This is a genomic window from Thermoleptolyngbya sp. C42_A2020_037, assembly GCF_015272455.1.
Taxonomy (GTDB): domain Bacteria; phylum Cyanobacteriota; class Cyanobacteriia; order Elainellales; family Elainellaceae; genus Thermoleptolyngbya.
Genome location: NZ_JACYLP010000003.1, coordinates 34948 through 53475 on the forward strand (window position 1 = coordinate 34948; position 18528 = coordinate 53475).

Annotated in this window: 24 protein-coding genes; 17 read left to right on the plus strand and 7 right to left on the minus strand. The window is 53.7% G+C overall.

Annotated elements, in window-relative coordinates; all coding sequences use genetic code 11:
- Window positions 1–141: 141 nt before the first annotated feature.
- The 3 genes from nifS to nifB all read right to left on the minus strand — a co-directional run bounded on the left by nifS (window position 142) and on the right by nifB (window position 3463).
- Complete coding sequence (nifS, locus tag IGS16_RS00635) at window positions 142–1335, minus strand: cysteine desulfurase NifS (protein ID WP_297082423.1); 1194 nt, start codon at window positions 1333–1335, stop codon at window positions 142–144.
- A 105-nt stretch (window positions 1336–1440) separates the two neighbouring features.
- Window positions 1441–1815, minus strand: coding sequence for a 4Fe-4S binding protein (locus IGS16_RS00640; RefSeq protein ID WP_297082424.1), 375 nt, complete (start codon window positions 1813–1815; stop codon window positions 1441–1443).
- Between the two features lie 157 nt (window positions 1816–1972).
- The gene (gene nifB, locus IGS16_RS00645; RefSeq protein WP_297082426.1) at window positions 1973–3463 is read right to left on the minus strand and encodes a nitrogenase cofactor biosynthesis protein NifB; all 1491 of its coding nucleotides are present in this window, start codon (window positions 3461–3463) and stop codon (window positions 1973–1975) included.
- Between the two features lie 1314 nt (window positions 3464–4777).
- Between nifB and cysE the strand changes: the two genes are divergently transcribed.
- The 11 genes from cysE (at window position 4778) to IGS16_RS00700 (ending at window position 10434) form a co-directional block, all read left to right on the plus strand.
- Entirely contained in the window at window positions 4778–5503 is a 726-nt protein-coding gene (gene cysE / locus IGS16_RS00650; protein WP_367185687.1) for a serine O-acetyltransferase, read from the plus strand.
- On the plus strand, window positions 5500–5766 hold the full coding sequence (locus tag IGS16_RS00655) for an Asr1405/Asl0597 family protein (RefSeq protein ID WP_297082428.1): 267 nt from the start codon (window positions 5500–5502) through the stop codon (window positions 5764–5766). Before cysE ends, IGS16_RS00655 begins: the two co-directional genes overlap by 4 nt.
- Window positions 5767–5869: 103 nt before the next feature.
- Entirely contained in the window at window positions 5870–6088 is a 219-nt protein-coding gene (locus IGS16_RS00660; RefSeq protein WP_297082430.1) for a CCE_0567 family metalloprotein, read from the plus strand.
- Window positions 6085–6402, plus strand: a complete 318-nt coding sequence (gene nifW, locus IGS16_RS00665; protein ID WP_297082432.1) for a nitrogenase-stabilizing/protective protein NifW — start codon at window positions 6085–6087, stop codon at window positions 6400–6402. The genes IGS16_RS00660 and nifW overlap by 4 nt, the downstream gene beginning before the upstream one ends.
- Before the next feature lie 210 nt (window positions 6403–6612).
- Complete coding sequence (locus tag IGS16_RS00670) at window positions 6613–7395, plus strand: HesA/MoeB/ThiF family protein (protein WP_297082433.1); 783 nt, start codon at window positions 6613–6615, stop codon at window positions 7393–7395.
- Between the two features lie 139 nt (window positions 7396–7534).
- On the plus strand, window positions 7535–7903 hold the full coding sequence (locus IGS16_RS00675) for an iron-sulfur cluster assembly accessory protein (RefSeq protein ID WP_297082436.1): 369 nt from the start codon (window positions 7535–7537) through the stop codon (window positions 7901–7903).
- Between the two features lie 109 nt (window positions 7904–8012).
- Window positions 8013–8315: a 2Fe-2S iron-sulfur cluster-binding protein gene (locus IGS16_RS00680; RefSeq protein WP_068516893.1), complete on the plus strand. Its 303-nt coding sequence runs from the start codon at window positions 8013–8015 to the stop codon at window positions 8313–8315.
- 70 nt (window positions 8316–8385) lie between these two features.
- A complete protein-coding gene (locus IGS16_RS00685) occupies window positions 8386–8697 on the plus strand; it encodes a ferrous iron transport protein A (RefSeq protein WP_297082438.1) in 312 nt (103 codons plus the stop codon).
- Between the two features lie 53 nt (window positions 8698–8750).
- Complete coding sequence (locus tag IGS16_RS00690; RefSeq protein WP_068515319.1) at window positions 8751–9281, plus strand: flavodoxin; 531 nt, start codon at window positions 8751–8753, stop codon at window positions 9279–9281.
- Between the two features lie 62 nt (window positions 9282–9343).
- The gene (locus tag IGS16_RS00695; protein WP_297082441.1) at window positions 9344–9757 is read left to right on the plus strand and encodes an ArsC/Spx/MgsR family protein; all 414 of its coding nucleotides are present in this window, start codon (window positions 9344–9346) and stop codon (window positions 9755–9757) included.
- A gap of 74 nt (window positions 9758–9831) precedes the next feature.
- On the plus strand, window positions 9832–10434 hold the full coding sequence (locus IGS16_RS00700) for a trans-aconitate 2-methyltransferase (RefSeq protein ID WP_367185688.1): 603 nt from the start codon (window positions 9832–9834) through the stop codon (window positions 10432–10434).
- Between the two features lie 18 nt (window positions 10435–10452).
- Here the strand turns inward: IGS16_RS00700 and IGS16_RS00705 are convergent, their stop codons facing one another.
- From IGS16_RS00705 to IGS16_RS00715, 3 genes are all read right to left on the minus strand, one after another.
- Window positions 10453–10608, minus strand: a complete 156-nt coding sequence (locus IGS16_RS00705) for a hypothetical protein (protein WP_297082445.1) — start codon at window positions 10606–10608, stop codon at window positions 10453–10455.
- A 213-nt stretch (window positions 10609–10821) separates the two neighbouring features.
- Window positions 10822–11265: a YeeE/YedE family protein gene (locus tag IGS16_RS00710; protein WP_297082446.1), complete on the minus strand. Its 444-nt coding sequence runs from the start codon at window positions 11263–11265 to the stop codon at window positions 10822–10824.
- 59 nt (window positions 11266–11324) lie between these two features.
- The gene (locus tag IGS16_RS00715) at window positions 11325–11834 is read right to left on the minus strand and encodes a YeeE/YedE family protein (RefSeq protein ID WP_297082448.1); all 510 of its coding nucleotides are present in this window, start codon (window positions 11832–11834) and stop codon (window positions 11325–11327) included.
- Here IGS16_RS00715 and IGS16_RS00720 point away from each other — a divergent pair.
- Window positions 11833–12282, plus strand: a complete 450-nt coding sequence (locus tag IGS16_RS00720) for a helix-turn-helix transcriptional regulator (RefSeq protein ID WP_197673272.1) — start codon at window positions 11833–11835, stop codon at window positions 12280–12282. The genes IGS16_RS00715 and IGS16_RS00720 overlap by 2 nt on opposite strands.
- Before the next feature lie 234 nt (window positions 12283–12516).
- Here IGS16_RS00720 and IGS16_RS00725 read toward each other — a convergent pair whose 3' ends face one another.
- Window positions 12517–13767: an FAD/NAD(P)-binding oxidoreductase gene (locus tag IGS16_RS00725; RefSeq protein WP_367185689.1), complete on the minus strand. Its 1251-nt coding sequence runs from the start codon at window positions 13765–13767 to the stop codon at window positions 12517–12519.
- 421 nt (window positions 13768–14188) lie between these two features.
- Here IGS16_RS00725 and IGS16_RS00730 point away from each other — a divergent pair, with 421 nt between their 5' ends.
- The 5 genes from IGS16_RS00730 (at window position 14189) to IGS16_RS00750 (ending at window position 18437) form a co-directional block, all read left to right on the plus strand.
- Window positions 14189–14887 (plus strand): MBL fold metallo-hydrolase, encoded by a 699-nt coding sequence (locus IGS16_RS00730; protein WP_297082452.1) that lies wholly within the window; start codon window positions 14189–14191, stop codon window positions 14885–14887.
- A gap of 57 nt (window positions 14888–14944) precedes the next feature.
- On the plus strand, window positions 14945–15433 hold the full coding sequence (locus tag IGS16_RS00735) for a protein tyrosine phosphatase family protein (protein ID WP_297082454.1): 489 nt from the start codon (window positions 14945–14947) through the stop codon (window positions 15431–15433).
- A complete protein-coding gene (locus IGS16_RS00740; RefSeq protein ID WP_297082456.1) occupies window positions 15417–16001 on the plus strand; it encodes a rhodanese-like domain-containing protein in 585 nt (194 codons plus the stop codon). Before IGS16_RS00735 ends, IGS16_RS00740 begins: the two co-directional genes overlap by 17 nt.
- Window positions 16002–16144: 143 nt before the next feature.
- Window positions 16145–16924, plus strand: a complete 780-nt coding sequence (locus IGS16_RS00745; RefSeq protein WP_297082458.1) for a sulfite exporter TauE/SafE family protein — start codon at window positions 16145–16147, stop codon at window positions 16922–16924.
- A gap of 70 nt (window positions 16925–16994) precedes the next feature.
- Window positions 16995–18437: a cytochrome ubiquinol oxidase subunit I gene (locus IGS16_RS00750; protein WP_297082460.1), complete on the plus strand. Its 1443-nt coding sequence runs from the start codon at window positions 16995–16997 to the stop codon at window positions 18435–18437.
- Window positions 18438–18528 lie beyond the last annotated feature (91 nt).

Genomic DNA, 18528 nt, shown 5'->3' on the forward strand with positions numbered 1-18528 from the left:
TGGCGATTTTGGATTGTGGTGGGGGCGGTCCCCTCCTGGGAGGGGTGCCCGGAGGACAGGGTGGGTCGGCAGGAATTTGGGGTTGGCGATTTTGGATGAAGCAAGCAATCCAAAATCCAAAGTCCAAAACCCAAAATTGCCTCAGGTTGCAACGGCTAAATCTCGCTCCTGCAACCACTCCACTTGATCGTTGTTAAAGGGCGATAGGGCCCGCAGGCGTTCCACAATTTCGGGCATGACGGTGAGCACCTGACGGATTTCGGCTTCGGTGGTGTAGCGGGAAAGGCTGAAGCGGATAGAGCCGTGGAGGATGGTATAGGGCAGCCCCATGGCCGTCAGCACATGGGAGGGGTCGAGGCTGCCGGAGGTGCAGGCGGAGCCGGAGGAGGCACAGATACCCTCGCGGTTGAGCATGAACAGGATGGCTTCCCCTTCGATGTACTTGAAGCCGATGTTGGTGGTGTTGGGCAGCCGGGGGGCACCGCCGCCGTTGACTACGGTATCGGGGATAGTGGTCAAAATGCCGTGCTCCAGCAGGTCCCGCAGTTCGGCTTCGCGCTGGACGTGGGCCAGGTGGGTTTGGGCTAGTTCCGCTGCTTTGCCCAAGGCAACGATACCTGGCACATTGTGGGTGCCCGCCCGGCGGCCCCGCTCCTGGTGGCCCCCCAGCAAAAAGGGGCGGAAGCGGAAGCCTTTACGGACGTACAATGCGCCGATACCCTTGGGGGCGTGGAGCTTGTGGCCCGAGAGGGTGAGCAGGTCGATGGGGCTGGTGGACAGGTCAATAGGCACCTTGCCGACGGCCTGCACGGCATCGACGTGGTAGGCGGCTCCGTAGGCTTTGGCGATCGCCCCAATCTGCTCCACCGGAAAGATCACCCCGGTTTCGTTGTTGGCATACATCGTAGTAACCAGGGCCGTGCCGCCGGTCATTGCCGCCTCCAGTTCCATCAAGTCCAGCTCGCCGCGCCCGTCCACGGAGAGGTAGGTGACGGTGTAGCCCCGCTTCTCCAGGTGCTTGCACACCGCCAGAATCGCCGGGTGCTCGACTGCTGTGGTGACGATGTGGCGCTTCTCCGGCTGGGCCGCCAGGGCAGCGTGGATGGCGGTGTTGTTGCCCTCACTGCCGCAGCTATTGAAGATAATCTCCGTCGGCTCGGCCCCCAGCAGAGCAGCCACCTGCTCCCGGGCGGTTTCAATTGCCGCTCCTACCTGGCCGCCAAAGCTGTGCATCGACGACGGGTTGCCGTATAGCTCGCTCAGGTAGGGCAGCATCGCCGCCAAAACGTCGGGGTCGATGCGGGTGGTGGCGTTGTTGTCGAGATAAGTGACCATGGCAGTTAGAGAATTTTGGATTGGGAATTTTGGATTGGGAATTTTGGATTAGAGATTATACTTCCGGCTCCCCTCTCTCTGAGGGAGAGGGGCTGGGGGTGAGGGTCAATGGGCCGTTTGCAATCGCTTCAAAGCCTGCGAATAGGTATCAAACCAGTGGTGCCAATAGCTCGACTCCTGCACCCCCCGGAGCCTGGCCACCATGCGGGTGTAGGTGGCAAACCAGGCCTCCCAGTAGTCGGGCGATCGCTCTGACGCTGAGGACAATGGCACCGCCGCCACGCCACTGGTCAGAGGCACACAGCCCTCGTTAGTAGGGCAGATAGCCCAGCACTGGGCCACCCCGTAGGTTCCCTGACACTGGTTGCAGCGATCGCTCGCAATCCAGAATTTTGTGCCATCGGTCTGAATCGCCCCCGTGGGGCAGGCGGAGAGGCAACGCCGACAACCGATACAGCTTTGGGTGATGGTGTAGCTCATTGGGGGCCTCCGGGGGTGGGCAGGTGGATGGGTGGGCGGGTGGATGGGATGGTGGGGTAGTGGGTTCGGTTCGGTTCCCCTCCTCGAAGGGGCTAGGGGTGGGTTCGATCCGGTTCCCCTCTCCCCTAGGGAGAGGGGCTAGGGGTGAGGGACAGACCTATCGTTTCAACACATGCTCGTCGTAGAACCTGCGGGCTACGGTCTCGATCACGTCGTAATCTTCGACCACCACCAGGCCCGCTTCCTGCAACCGCTTGCTGGGGCAGGGACCGACTTTGGCCGCTAGCACCGCTTTGCAGTCAGCAATGGTGTCGATGATGCCCGTCAGCATCGCCTCTTCGCCATAGCCGCCCTGGCAGTAATCAGCCACCTTGCGATGGCTGATGAACCGAGCCTCGGCAGCATCCACTTCGTAAATCATGAATTCCTTGGCATGGCCAAAGTGCTGGTTCACAATGCCGCCGCCCTTGGTGGCTACAGCAACGAGAACCTTGGGCGAATCCTCCGAACGCTCACCGGGAATGCGGGCGGCGGAGCGCTTTTTGGCAGCGACGGCAGCCTTGGCCTGCTCAATGCTAAGATGCACCGCCTGGCGGGTTTCCAGGCTATAGTCCACGGGCATTTCCATAAACTTCTGCTTGGTGAATTCCTGGCTGCGGTCTTCCCCCAGCAGACCCACGGCATCGGCCCGGCACTGGCGACAGTGGCGCATCAGCTTCAGGTTGCCAGCACAGTTGTCCTGCACCTGCTTCAGTTCCTTGGGGCTAGGGCCGCGCTGCCCATTCAGTCCAAAGTAGGTGCCGTGCTCCGGGGCCGAAATCAGCGGCATGATGTTGTGCAAAAACGCGCCCCGCTCCCGAATAGCGGCATTCACCTCGGGCATGTGCTCGTCGTTGATGCCAGGAATCAGTACGGAATTGACCTTGCAGAGAATGTCAGCCTCTTTCAAAGCCTGCAATCCCTCCATCTGCCGCTCGTGGAGGATGCGTACCCCCTCAAGACCCCGATAGCGCTTGCGGCGGTAGTGAACCCAGGGATAAATCTTCTCGCCCACGCTGGGGTCCACCATATTAATAGTGATGGTGACATGATCGACATTTAGCGCTTTGATGCGATCCACATAATCCGGCAGCATCAGGCCGTTGGTGGAGAGGCAGAGCTTGATGTCCGGGGCCCGCTCGGCGATCAGCTCAAAGGTGCGGAAGGTTTTTTCGGGGTTCGCCAGGGGATCGCCAGGGCCAGCGATGCCCAGCACCGTCATCTGGGGAATTTTGCCTGCCACCACTAAGACCTTGTGGGCGGCCTCTTCGGGAGTAAGCAGTTCGCTGACCACACCGGGGCGGCTCTCGTTGGCGCAGTCGTACTTGCGGTTGCAGTAGTTGCACTGAATGTTGCAGGCGGGGGCTACTGCTACATGCATCCGGGCATAGTGGTGGTGGGCCTCTTCGCTGTAGCAGGGGTGCTTTTCAATGCGGGCCTGCAAGCTCTCGCTGAGGGCGGTATCGGTCTTGGTGGTGCAGCCAGAGGCGGTCGTGCCACAGCCGCCGCCCGCCGGTTTGACCCCGGTTTTGGTCTTGGTCAGGGTAATGTCCAGATCGGGCGTCGCGGTGGGCGCGGAGGTCAGGGCAGAGGATGGCGGTGGCGTCATGGGTTTGGGGAGGTAGGGGTGGATAGGGCGGGGTTGGAACGCATGGCGGCGCAGCCAGACAAGGGTTGGAGAATTTCCGTCGCTGGCTGGTGGGTGCCCTTGGGGGAGCAGAACCCATCAGCCAGCGACGTGCTGATAAAGGCGATTCCCCTGCGTGGGTGGTGTCGCGAGGAAATCGGTGGGCCGTTCGATTGCTGTTTAGGTACTGACAGGGCAACGTGTCAAAGTTATTAGCTTTAACCAAGCTGGGGTTGACGTTGCCATCTGCTGAGTACCTTTTCAGGTATCGAGTAACGCTGGTGTGTTCGGCGTTGAAAGAGTTATAGCAACGGGAATTTTGCTACTTTGGTCGCTTGTCCCGGTAGAGTTGATTGAATGATTAGCGGTGTACTCAACTGTCAGACACCCGGATTACAGAAACCTTGATCTTTTTTGACAGGGTGGGGGGCTAGTATTTCCCAAGAGCAATGCTGGTATTTCAATAGCCGAATGCTGTATTTCTGTACTCAGATGAAGTGCCCATTGGAGAAAGGATTTAGCATTGGTCTAACGCTTTAACGAGCCGAGGTTTCTGAGTACTCAAAGCTCGCATTTTGGCATCATTTACTACAGAATGAAGCGTTGTTTTCAAGTGCCAAATATTAAACCGTATCGATCTTGGCTGTCTGCTTAGCGCAATGGTTATCAACGTTACTTTTAGTGGGTTAAGAAATGTTTTGGCAGCCCGGAGCGTGATGGGTTTGCCGACTTGGATGACTGGGTAATCTCAATCCCAAATCTCTCTTAGAGAGGGACTTTGAAATTTCAGTTCTCCGCTTCTCTCAGGGGTTAGGGAGATAGAAGCAGACTTCAGATATTTCAGACGGTTTACCAGACGGTTTACTAGTTGGCTTACTTTCTTCAAGGGCAACAGATGTAGGGCAACAGATGTTAAGGATTTCTGAATTAAATAGAGGAGCTTCTGATAAATCTGCTACAGTTTTTTGTGTTAAAGGTCAATTGCAGGCTTGGAAGCCTCTATCTTGAGTGCATAATTGACAGAATCTTGACCCACTTGCTAAATCATCTAAAGCCTTTGCTGAGTCAGACTTTTTGGTGAGTACATAATGCTTGAACCTAGGGGTAAAAATGCGTCTTCCCGCCATGAGAAATACCCGTCCCCTGACCATCAAAAACTTTTTTCCCTTGAATTGATAGGGGATTTGGGGTTGAGTGCAGTCGTAATTGGTTTAGTCATCTGGATGAGTTAGCCCTCAACTAGCAGTCTTGAAGTCATTGCTATAAGCAGAGAAACAAAACGCCTCCACTGGAGCTATGTTTCTCTCTTTTTCTCGCAGTTTTACCCAGCCTTCGGTCGATATCCCCAAGCGGTTGCCCATTCTGGCCGCTTTACGAGAGGACTTTGCCATCATTTTTGAACGCGATCCGGCGGCGAGTCACTGGCTGGAGGTGCTGTGCTGCTATCCCGGCCTGCACGCCCTGGCCGCCCACCGCCTAGCCCACGAACTGCGCGATCGCGGCATCCCTTTTCTGCCCCGGTTTATCGCCCACCTCAGCCGCTTTTTCACGGGCATCGACATTCATCCCGGTGCCCAGATTGGCCGGGGTGTCTTCATCGACCACGGCATGGGCGTGGTGATTGGTGAGACGGCGATCGTGGGGGATTACTGCCTGATTTACCAGGGAGTCACCTTGGGGGGCACTGGCAAAGAGACTGGCAAGCGCCACCCTACTGTAGGCAACCACGTGGTGATTGGCTCCGGGGCCAAGGTACTTGGCAACATTACCCTTGGCGACTATGCCCGCATTGGGGCCGGGGCGGTGGTGCTGCAATCGGTGCCTGCCCACTGCACTGCTGTCGGCGTGCCTAGCCGCAACGTTTGCCGCTGCAATACCGCCACCGCTCCCCTGGATCATGCCCAACTGCCCGATGCCGAAGCGAGGACGATCCGCGCCCTACTCGATCGCATCGAAACCTTGGAAACTCAGGTGAGCCAACTTAGACAGTCTGCCCCTATCCCCGTGGAGCTCGTGCCATGAACTCGTCTTCTTCTGTCTCCGGTTGGGGACAAGTGATTTCAGTGAACCGATGCGATCGCTGGTCGATCTTCCTCCGCCTGCGAGATTTGAATATCCCCTGCGCTTGCCCGGCAGATGGCACGCTTCGAGTAGAGGTCAACCACGCCCTTGCGCTATTGCTAGTTCGCAGTGCCCTATTTCAGTTTTCCTGCTCTCGCCAGGAACGGGTGGACTGGCTGGAAAGATGCTGGCGGAGCCGAGAGGAATGCGTAGCTAATTCGTGACATTTCTGATTCTAAAAATTATCCAAATCCCCAATCGCTAACTCTCAGTTTTTGTTTTGCCTAATCTCTTGCCTGATCCGAAATTCCCAATCGAAAGTCTCCAATGCTAACCACTGACTCTTCTACCATTGACGCTCTCAAGGCCCAAATCAAAAAGCTCAATAGCAAAGCTGGGCAACTCAAGATGGATCTGCACGATATTGCTGAAGGTCTGCCCGCCGATTTAGATCTTTTGCCTGCTGCGGCAGCCCGCACCTACGAGGTCTATTGCCAACTGCGTGACTTGAAACAACAACTGCACACCCTGGAGCAAGCCCAATGAGTTCTAAAGTAACGACCTTTAATGAAATTACCCAGGCTGAAGACTACTTTGCGTTTTTTGGACTGTCCTACGACCCGCAGTTTCTCAATGTCTATCGCCTGCACATCTTGCAAAAATTCTCCCGACTGATGCAAGAGAAGGGGGTCGAAAATCCAGATATGGCGAATGATGCCACCTTTAACCAGTACCGAGAACTGTTGCAGGAGGCTTACAGCCTGTTCCAAACCTCGTCGCCTCTTCAGCAAAAACTGTTCAAAGTTTTCAACAACAAACCCCAAAATGTCGTGCTTCTCTCTGAAATTGAAGTCGAGTAAGACATTAGGACTTACGCAGTTGGACAATTGCTTGCAGGCTGCACCCGTAAGCAATTGTCCAAAACCCAGAAAACTTATCGCAAGTACGCAAGTCCTGACATTTTGAATTTTCAGGTTTGAACTGTGAGTTTCAGTCAAAGCTTCAAGCTGCAATCTCAAAATTTTCCATCCCTATCTCCCTATCTTTCTATCATGACAACACCCCACGCTATGCTCTCACCTACCGAGCGCGATCGCTACCGTCGTCAAATGCAAATCCCTGGCTTTGGCCAGGAGTCGCAGGAACGACTGAAATCCACTACTGCCCTAGTGACTGGGGTGGGCGGACTGGGCGGCACAGCAGCGCTGTATCTGGCGGCGGCGGGGGTGGGGCGGTTGATTTTGCTGCGGGGGGGCGACCTTCAGCGGGATGACTTGAATCGTCAGGTGCTGATGACCGATGACTGGGTGGGTAGACCCAGGGTACTCAAGGCCCAACAGACCTTGGCCGCCTTTAACCCCGACATTGAGATTGAAGCGGTGTGCGAGTACGTTACTGCTGAAAACATCGATGCTCTGGTGCAGCGGGCAGACATCGCCCTAGACTGCGCCTTTGACTTCAAAGAGCGCGATTTGCTCAACGCCGCCTGTGTGCGCTGGGGCAAGCCGATGGTGGAAGCGGCGATGAACGCAATGGAGGGCTACTTGCTCACCGTGATTCCGGGGAAAACCCCCTGCCTGTCGTGCTTGTTTCCCGAAAAACCGGAGTGGGATCGCTGGGGCTTTGGAGTGCTGGGGGCGGTGTCGGGCACCCTGGCCTGCTTGGCGGCCCTGGAAGCGATCAAACTTGTCACTGGGTTGGGCGAGCCGCTGCTGGGTCAGCTCCTCACTATGGATCTGGCGCGGGCAGAGTTTGCTAAACGCCGTGCCTACCACGACCCGGATTGCCCGGTGTGCGGTGGGGTGAAGGCAAAGGGCGATCGCACTATTCCTGTAGCAATGGCGAGGAGGTAGCCCATGACCTTTTCTCGCGATCCACCTTGAGGTAGCGGTGGGCAATGCCTATCCTACAGCAGCACTGCCAAAATCCAGAATCGCCAATCCAAAATTCATCTACCCCTTTACCCATCCAATTCTTACCTATCCATTTGCTATGACTATCACGATTACCGAACTCGCCGAACTGCGCTTGCGTACCTTCCTACGCGGCACCCCGAACTACACTCCCGAACGCGGCGTTCGTTTGGCGGTGAAAGACGGCGGCTGCAACGGCTACGAGTACGATATTAAGATTGCCAACGCTCCTAAGCCCGACGATCGGGTTGTGGAATCGGGCAGTTTGAAGGTTTTTGTGGACCCCATAAGCTGGCCCCTGCTGGACGGCATTGTGGTGGACTACATCGATAGCCTGCTAGAGAGCGGGTTTAAATTCACCAACCCCAACGCCGCTGCCACCTGCGGCTGCGGCAAGTCGTTCCAGGCGGCGGGCGATTGCAGCCCTGCTGGGGTGCCCTGTAGTTAAAGGCTTTGAGCATTGAGTTTTTGGGCTGCGTTTTTAGGCTTGAATGCAGGAATTTGACTCAGCACTCAAAGTTCAACATCCACAAACTGCCTCTCAAAGGAGTCCTACCATGACGAAAACCTATCAAGTTCGTCTAATCAACAAGAAGCGTAATATCGATGTCACTATTCCGGTGGATGAGAACACTTACATCATTGACGCGGCAGAAGAGAACGACATTGACCTACCCTTCTCCTGTCGGTCGGGCGCTTGCTCTAGCTGCGTTGGCAAACTGGTCGAAGGTGAGGTTAATCAGGAGGAGCAGTCTTTTCTAGACGACGAGCAGATTGCCAAGGGCTTTATCGTACTTTGCTCATCGTATCCGCGATCGGACTGCACGATTAAGACCCATATGGAGGCGTATTTAATTTGACGATTAAGGGGGTGCATTGCTCCGTGGATGCAGCCTACGGTTGACCCAATCTTTTCGCTGGAGTTGCGTCATGTTTAATCGATTTACGGTTGCAGGAGCAGCATTACAGGTTCTCAATGTGGGCGATCGCGGCACGATTGCTCGCTTCACCCAGACCGATTCCCAAATTCTTTCTCACCTGCAATCCCTTGGTTTAACTCAAGGAAAAACCATTGCCGTTACCCAGCGCTACCCCAACTTCATGATTCGCACCGAAAACGGACATCTTACCTTGCCGCCTTTGCTGGTGAGCGCGATCTACGTGCGACTGGTCGGCCCTCAATCTGATTTGGAGGAAAGAAACAGCCGCCAAAATTTAGACGATAGTGGCTCTACGAATTAGGCAATGCCCAACCTATCCCCTCTACCTTCTACCTGTTTTCAAGGAGTAAACCCGTGGCAGACATTGGACTTTTCTACGGCAGCACTTCTGGCGTTACAGAAGAAATTGCTGAAAAAATTCGAGATGCAATCGGTGAAGATCGCTGTGATCTCTACAGTATGGAGTCTGACTACGACAGCGTAGATGACCTGCTCCAGTATGACTACCTGATCCTCGGCTGCTCCACCTGGGGGGCGGGCGAATTGCAGAACGACTGGCGCGAACCCATATTCGACATGGAAATGGACAAGCCCGACTTTTCGGGGAAGACCATTGCCCTGTTTGGCCCCGGCGATTGTGAAGGCCACAGCAAGCATTTTGTTGGGGCTTTGGGCATTCTATACGACCAGTTCAAGGCGCTAGGGGCCACTATCGTCGGGGCGGTTTCTGCGGAAGACTACACCTTTGAAAAGTCCACTGCTATCCGCGACGGCAAGTTTGTGGGGCTGCCCCTGGATGAGGTAAACGAAAGTGAGAAAACTGACCAGCGCATTGCCAACTGGCTGGAGATTTTGAAGGCAGACTTTCCGGCGATCGCCCGCTAACCCCATCTCCCCTAGCCCACCCGCAGACCCCGACCCAACCCCACCCATCCAAGAGGTTCCCCATGGCCACAGTCACCTTCTACGAAAAGCCCGGCTGCTTTAACAACGCCCGCCAACAGCGTTTGTTGGAAGCCGCAGGGCATCGGGTGATCGTCCGCAACCTGCTGACCGAGCCGTGGATCTGCGATCGCCTGCGCCCCTTCTTTGCTGGGCTGCCCGTGCCCCAGTGGTTCAACGCCAGCGCCCCGGCGATCGCCTCTGGGGTGGTCGTGCCTGCCCAACTTGATGCTGACACTGCCCTAGAACTGATGGTGCTGAACCCATTGCTGATCCGCCGCCCGCTGCTGGAGGTGGAGGGCGATCGCCGTGCTGGCTTCGACTCCGAGGCGATCGATCGCTGGATCGGCCTTACTGTTGCCACCCCGACCCCCGATCTCGAAACCTGTCCTCGAACCCTTGCACTTCGGAGGGGCTAGCCAGCCTAATCCCCATGTGTGACTTTCTAAAGCGTTGGCCGATGGGCGATCTGTCCTCAGCCGCAGAGGCAGCAATGAACTTTGAAACCCGGTGGCAGCAATACTATCAGGCAGTGGAAGGGCGGCCTCCCCGGACGACCCTGACCCGAGCGCTGGATTCCATTGCCCAAGACCCCAACCCCCTGCCTCGGTTTGCGGTGGACCTGGGCTGCGGCGACGGGCGCGACACCGTGGAACTGCTGCGCCGGGGCTGGCGAGTGCTGGCTATCGATGGTGAACCCGAGGCGATCGCCCGCCTGCGGCAGCGGGATGACTGCGATCGCACCTACCTAGAGACCCGTGTCCAGCGCTTCGAGAACCTCACCCTACCCCCAGCGGTGAGCCTGATCAACGCCAGCTTCTGCCTACCCTTCTGCCCACCCCAGCACTTTGCCCACCTGTGGGAGGAAATTGTGGTGGCCCTGGTACCCGGCGGGCGCTTCTGCGGACAACTCTTTGGCGACCAGGATTCCTGGGCGGTCTATGCTGACCTCACCCACCACAGCCGCATCGAAATCAATCAACTGCTAGAACCTTTTGCCGTCGAATGGCTGGAGGAAGAAAACCACCCCGGCAAAACTGCCTTGGGGGAAGACAAGCACTGGCACATCTTCCACATCGTGGCCCGAAAGCAGTAGCCTAATCCACAGCCACCATCACGTCGGAGGCTTTGACCACGGCGTAGGCTTCGCCGATGACTTGGTGATGACAGCGGCCACCTCCAGCCCTGGAGCTACTTCGATGTTGGCAATTAAAATGCCCGGCTCGATACCCAGCATGGGCTGAGAAACATGAGAGAAAACCTTGGACAACAGACTTGAGGCATGTTTCTCGCTGAACTCGATTAAGTCGCCGCACAAAGACGTAGATTCTACTCCTAGAAAAGTGACAATGCTCAGATTAGGCACTGAAAAGTTTCCTCAGAGCGATCGCCCTTGTGGGCATTATTGCTTCTGGTCAGAATCTCGAATCGCAGCGAACTCATTTGTTCTTGAATGTTCTTGAACCACTGGGTTTCAGACCTTTCATCTCAACTCGGTCTTCTGGCCAGTTTGACTTTGATCTGCTGTCCATTTTTGAGCGAGAGAACCCACAATCATGCCCATCAAGAACAAAACCGGATTCCAAACTCCTAAAACCAGTGCTGCGATTGCTGGCCCTGGGCAGTAGCCCGAAATCCCCCAACCGATGCCAAAAATTGCCGCACCCACAACCAGCGGCGAGTCAAGCTCTCGTTTAGTAGGGAGATAAAATTTATCGGCAAATAAGGGACGCGATCGCTTGAGTACAAAACGGAACGCAATCACCGTAACGCCAACTGCGCCTCCCAAAACGAACAGCAACGTTGGGTCCCATGCACCTGCTACATCGAGAAACCCGAGAACGCGATCGCGATCGATCATTTGTGATAGTCCTAGCCCAAAGCCAAACAGAATGCCCGAAATGAGTGCTGCTAGATGGTTTTTCATAAATCTAGATTGATTTGTTGGGTTTTGCGATCACAGTTACAAAGACAAACCATGTCTAATCAAAAACCATGTCTAATCACAAACACTGTCAGCATTCCAGTGATTAAAAACGTGAGGACAGCCACCAGCGATCGCCCCGATAAGCGTCCCAACCCGCAGACCCCATGACCGCTCGTGCAGCCGTTTCCCATGCGGGTTCCCCAGCCAACCAACAGTCCCCCCACAAGCATGGCGATTGGTGCAAACGTAGAACGAGGTGTGGGCTGCACTGCAAAGCCATACTCATACAGCGCAGCGCCCAACAACAACCCAGCGATAAAACTCCATCGCCAAGCTTCTGCTTTGCGAAAGGTAACTGCCCCATTCACCATGCCGCTAATGCCCGCAATTCGACCACTCAGCAACAACAAAATGGTCGCGCTGAGACCAATCAGCCCGCCGCCCAATAATGCCGATAGTCTGTCAAACAGCGCCATCTTTGTACTCTCCGTTAATTGTGCAGGTTCTACTACCGTGTGGTAATATAGTGATAATAAATAGATCTGTCCAAGTTGCGGAATGCCTCCCATGCCTACAAAATCATCCAGAAAGCCTGTTGCGGTTCAAGAAAGAGCGCCAGAACAAGTAGATGCAAGCCTAGCCCATGCAAACCTAGTCAATGAGTGCGGTATTTCTAAACTCACTCCCCAAGCATTGAGCCTGATGGCAGACTTCTTCAAAGTTTTATCAGAAGTGAGTCGCCTTCAGATTGTATGTTCTCTGAAAACAGGCGCTAAGAATGTAACAGAGATTATCGAAGAAACAGGCTTGGGACAGGCGAATGTTTCTAAGCATCTGAAAATGCTGACTCAAGCTGGGGTGGTTGCTCGCGAACAGCGTGGAGTCTGTGTTTACTATCGCATTGCCAATCCATTTCTGTTTGAACTGTGCGATTTGGTTTGTGATGCGTTGACGATGCAAGTTGAACAGCAGAGTCAACAGCTTCAGCAGTTATCACAGCTAAGGCAGAGCCGCTAGCGTTTGCTGAGATCATCAAATGCAATTCCGACAACTTGCTCGAGACGAGTCGTTTGACAGACGACTCGCCTCGTTTTTGCATCTAGGGCGATGATTTCTAGCACTTGGTTTCCGTAATCGCACAGAAGCTTGGCATCTGAACCAGTGTAGTAGACGCGATCGCCAACCTTAAAACACAGGGAACTGCCCGATCCTTGAGGGGATGGGCAGCGACCATCCCCTCCGCAATCTCGTTTAGCGCCGGAGCAGTCGGTTGATGGGCTTGAAAATATCCGCTTCAAATCCTTCACCCTTTAGCATTCGATTCCAGTACAACCAGGGCAACACATGGGCCTTTGCCAAATACATTGAGTAGCGCTCTTGGGTGGGATCGAGCGGAAACGAGGGAGCCAGCTTTCCCCCATAGGCAAACTCTGCCATGATGGTTGAGTTGTAGCCTGTGATGAGGGGACAGCAGGTATAGCCGTCGTATTCTTCGGTTATCGGCTGCGATTGAATCAAAGACAGCAAGTTCTGAACGAGAATCGGCGCTTGCTTACGGGCGGCTGCGGCCGTCTTAGAGGTCGGCAAAGAAGACGCATCGCCGAGTGAAAACACGTTGGCATAGCGAGTGTGTTGCAGCGTTGCCTTATCAACATCCACCCAGCCACCGGCTCCAGCCAGCGGGCTTTGCTTGATAAAATCAGGGGCACTCATGGGGGGAGCCACATGGATCATGTCGTAGTGAATGCTGACTTCCTCAGTGCCGTTATCGGTGGTGACATCAAAAATTGCCTCTTGTGTGTCTGCCTTGATTTCCTTGAGGTTGTGCTTGAACTTGGTAACAATGCCGCGCCGCGCCACTACTTTATCCAGAGCGGCTGCATATTCTGGTACGGCAAACATAGAGGCCCCAGCAGTGCAGAACATCACCGTGGTGTTCACTCCGACACCGCTCTTGCGCTTGAAGGTGTCATCGGCCATATACATTACTTTCTGAGGCGCACCGCCACACTTAATCGGCGTGGCAGGATAGGTGAAGAGGGCGTTCCCGCCTTTGAAGTTTTGGATGGTTTCCCAGGTGTAGGGGGCGTATTCTTTGGAGTAGTTACTGGTGACTCCGCCTTTACCCAGGGCTTCTTTCAAGCCTTTGATTAGATGCCAGTCAATTTGAATGCCGGGGCATAGTACCAAGTACTCATACTCAATGGCTTGGCCGGCTTCGGTGATGACCGTGTTGCGATCGGGGTCTAGTTTTGCGACTCGCGCTTGAATCCAGCTTGCTCCCTTGGGAATGACATCTTTTTCATCTCGAATGAATTTCTCAATCGGAGCCACGCCGCCGCCCACCAGCGTCCAGCCAGGTTGGTAGTAGTGTTTGTCGGACGGTTCGATGATGGCAATATCTAGAGCGCGGTTTCGCTTCAGCAGTTGGGCCGCAACCGTGATTCCGGCGGCTCCTCCCCCCACAATCACAATTTGGTGGTGCTTTACGGGCGGGGCGATCGCCTCGGCGGTCGAGAGATTTTGACGAAGCTGTTCAGCAGGGTGGGTTGGTTGGGTTTGCTGTGCAGTCGGTGACACGGTAGTTCCTCAAATGTAACGAAAGGTGTAGAAAATGAGTCGATGACGTAAGATATTTACTATGTGTACCATACTACCAGTTGGTAATATAGTTGTCTCTTCTGAAGAAAATCTTAAATCCATTTCAGCGGCTTGACGAAAATTAAACCTTAAACTACATTACTATATGGTAATTAAATTGAAAACCAGAATCCCTAAGTCAACGCTACGGGGCGATCGCAGTCATGGTTGCTGGCTATCTCACGTTTTTCTCAATCCTGGTTGTTGTCGCCATTCTGTTTGTAGCAGGCGACCTCTAGAACACAACCCTTCTGCACAACACCGTCTCACGAGGTAACGAACGATGCTATTTCGACAACTTTTTGATCAAGACACCTGGACTTACACCTATTTGATTGCTGACCCCAAGACCAAGGAAGCAGTTTTGGTGGACTCCGTGATTGAACAGGTCGAGCGCGATTACAAGCTGATTAATGAATTGGGATTGACCTTGAAATACTGCCTAGAAACCCACGTCCATGCTGACCACATCACGGGGGCTGGCAAACTTCGGGAGCTAACGGGCTGTGAAACGATTGTGCCGGAAAAGGCGCAGGTTGCTTGTGCCAACCGCCACATCCAGCATGGGGAAGTCTTGAAGGTCGGAGAAGTTGAAATTCGGGCGATCGCCACTCCAGGACATACCGATAGCCATATGGCGTATCTGGTGAATGGCGACCGAGTACTAACGGGCGATGCATTGTTTATTCGGGGCTGCGGACGGACTGATTTCCAAAGCGGCGATGCAGGGACACTGTATGACTCCGTAACAGAGAACCTGTTTACGCTGCCAGATGGTACGCTCGTGTACCCTGCCCACGACTATCGCGGCCACAGCGTCTCCACGATTGCTGAAGAAGAACACTGGAACCCGCGCTTTGCTGGGCGAACCCGCGATCAGTTCATAGAGTTTATGAACGGGCTGAATCTGCCTGATCCCAAAAAAATCATGGAAGCCGTTCCCGCAAATGAACAGTGTGGCAATGTACTTGTAACCAGCTAGAGGACTCAGTTTGGCAGGGCAGTAGGACGGCTTAAACACAGAAATGGGAATGCAGAAATGAACGAAACGCAGCTAGTTGGCATCCACCGGATAGACGCAGACGTTTCTGTGGCCGGAGAGCTTAGCCCAGAGCAATTGCAGCAGGCATCTCAACAGGGCTTCAAATCAGTGATCAATCTGAGGATGCCAAAGGAAAAGGGATTTCTGCCCGATGAGCCGCAGATAGTGGAATCGTTGGGAATGCAGTATGTCCATGTTCCTGTAAATCCCTCTAGTCTGAGCGGTGAGATTATCGCTCAGGTGTGTGAGCACGTTGATCAGCTCCCAAAGCCAGTTTTGATGCACTGCTCACTGGGGCTGCGCTCGGCTGGGATTGCGCTGTTGCGGTCTGGCATTGAGCAGGGCATGACCGTCGAAGAATTTCTGCACCGAACAACGGCGATGGGCTTGGACTTTAAAAGTCGCCCGGGTGTCAAGCGATTTTTTGTAGACTACATCACTCAAAATTTTGAACAGTTAGGAGCGTCCAATGACGAGCATGAATGAGATTGGTTTCAACTATTCCAGTCAAACTCAGCGCGATCGCCTAAAAGCCATTGATCCATCTTTCCTGAGTACCTTGTTGAGCCAACAAGCCGTCACGCTAGTTGATGTTCGCGAACCCTCTGAACATGCAGGCGAAAAAATCCCTGGCTCAATCCTAGTGCCGCTGTCCAAATTCGATCCGAATCGCATTCCGTTTGGTGGCAACAAAGATGGCAACAAAACTGTGGTGTTGTATTGCCGAACAGGCAATCGATCGGCTCAGGCAGCACAGAAATTATTCGCAGCAGGAATCGATGAAGTGACCCATTTGGAAGGCGGATTATCGGCTTGGGTGCAGGCTGGGTTTCCAACTGAGGTAAACAAACGTGCCCCCATTAGCCTGATGCGCCAGGTGCAGATTGTCGCAGGTTCGCTGGTTGTAACTGGCACTTTACTGGGTGCGTTTGTCTCTCCCTGGTTTTTGCTCCTCAGCGGTTTTGTGGGTGCTGGTCTGGTGTTTGCTGGGATTACGAATACCTGTGCATTAGGAATGCTGCTGGCTAAACTGCCTTACAACCAGCGCGTTTGAGTTTAAGGTTTTAGGGCGCTCATCGAGCGTCCTAATTTTTTGGAGTGGTGATTGCAACGAGTCTTCTAAGGCTGGGCGATCGCCCAGTTTTGCATGGCTTAGCAAACAAATCTAGAACCATACATCTCTAGGACGATACATCAATGTTAATTACTGTTATTGGGCATTTGCTGGCAATTTGTATTGGCATTAGCCTGGGGTTGATTGGTGGGGGTGGGTCGATCTTGGCGGCTCCTGTGCTGATCTATGTCATGTCCGTCCCTGCAAAATCTGCCTTTGCCATGACTTTGGTCATTGTGGGAGTTGCGAGCTTGATCGGTGCGATTCCTCACTGGCGGCAAGGCAATGTCAATCCTAAAATTATCGCGCTGTTTGCGCCTGCTTCCATGCTAGGGGCTTATCTAGGAGCGAGGATAGCCTCGTTGCCATTTATTAACCCTACAATTCAGCTTGTGACCTTTGGAGTCATGATGCTGATTGCCTCAATCACCATGATTCGCAAAGGAGCCAGCAAATCAGAAAACCCGCTCGATAAGGCCGATCATTCTGATCACCACACAGTCATTCCTAAGTGGTTGGCAATTGCTCTGGAAGGTCTTGCCGTTGGCACCCTCACAGGCTTCATCGGTATTGGGGGTGGGTTTCTGGTGATTCCGGCCTTGGTGCTGCTAGGAAAAACCCCCATGAAAGAAGCTGTGGGAACGTCCCTAATCATCCTGGCGCTAAAATCCGTTACTGGGTTTGCCGGATACTTTGGTCACGTTCCGATTGATTGGAACTTGCTTTTGTCTTTTACAATCGCCTCTAGCGTTGGGATTCTTTTGGGATCTTACTTAAATCAATTCGTCAGCGCCAAGCAGCTTGAAAAAGGGTTCGGTTACTTCGTGTTAGCGGTCGCCGTTTTTGTTCTCATCAAGCGATGAGAATTGTCCCTTGCCTGTTCGTTCCGATCCGTTCTAAACCTTTGTCTAAACCCTTGTCAATGAGGCAACTATGGCTATCTGGGCTGATACTGTCGCACTGTCGCGAATGCAGTTTGCTTTGACGGCTATCTTTCACATGCTCTGGCCCGTTCTTACAACAGGTATGGCAATCTACCTTGTTGTGGTTGAAGGATTATGGCTGAGGACAAAAAATCCAGATTACTACCGCCACGCCCGCTTCTGGTCGAAACTATATGTTCTAAACTTTGGCATTGGTGTTGCCTCTGGCTTGCCTATGGAGTTTCAGTTCGGCACAAACTGGGCTCCTTTTTCAGAAGCAGTGGGCGATTTTTTTGGCAGCATTCTGGGGTTTGAAGGCGCAATGGCCTTCATGCTCGAAGCAGGATTCCTAGGCATTATGCTCTTTGGCTGGGGGCGAGTACATCCAGTCATTCATTATTTCTCCACCATTATGGTTGCTTTTGGTGCGAACCTTTCCACATTTTGGATTTTGGTGGCAAATTCCTGGCTGCAAACACCCGCAGGTGGAGAGCTTGTCAACGGAAAGTTCATTGTGGATGACTACTTTCAGGCGATTTTGAATCCCTTCATGTTCATCAGCGTTTCCCATATGTTCTTCGCAACCTTGGAAACGTCGCTGTTTGTCATTGGCGGAATTAGTGCCTGGTATATTCTCAACCACCGCTATCCTGAGTTCTTTGCCCGATCGCTCAAAATTGCTGTGGCAGTGGCGATCGCCGTCACTCCCTTGCAGATTTACATTGGGCACCTCAGCGCCGAGCAGGTAGCGCACTATCAGCCAACTAAGCTAGCCGCAATGGAGGCCAAGTGGGAAACCAGCCCAGCGGGACAACCTGCGGATTGGAGCTTGGTGGCGTTGCCCAACAACAAGCTAGAGCGAAACGACTGGGAGATTTCTATTCCCAATGGACTGGGCTACATTTTGGAATTCAAGAAAAACCTCTCTGAACCTGTTTTGGGCCTTAAAGAATGGCAGCCAGACGACCGACCCAAAATGGTGGGCTTGGTTTATTACTCGTTCCGCATCATGAGCGGGATTGGCTTTTTCTTGGCGGGCTTGATGGGGGTGAGTGTGATCCAATGGCTGCGGGGCAAGTTTGCACCAGAGGCGATCGCCCACCAAAAGTGGCTATTGCGAACCTGGCTACTAGCGGCTCCCTTGGGCTACATTGCCGTAGAGTCGGGATGGATTGTGCGCTGTGTAGGACGACAGCCCTGGGTGGTGTACGGGCAAATTCGCACAGCGGAGGGGGTTTCCAACTTGCCTGCGAGCGAGGTGTTGACATCCCTGCTAATTTTTGCAGCCGTGTATACGACTCTGTTTATCTGTGCGCTATTTTTTGGCAGTCGCATTATTCGTCGGGGCCCCAACCTAGAATTGCCTGTGCCGGGAATCAAGAATCAACCTGCGGTAGAGACAGAACCCGCTAAATTTATTCCTGACCAACGCCCTATTGAAGCCCAGCAGTAAGGTTGAGCCTATGGAGTAAGTATCTGGCAAGGGTAGACCCTGGTTGACTGACAAAAATTGACTTTAAGAGCCGGAATACCCTGCTGCGAGG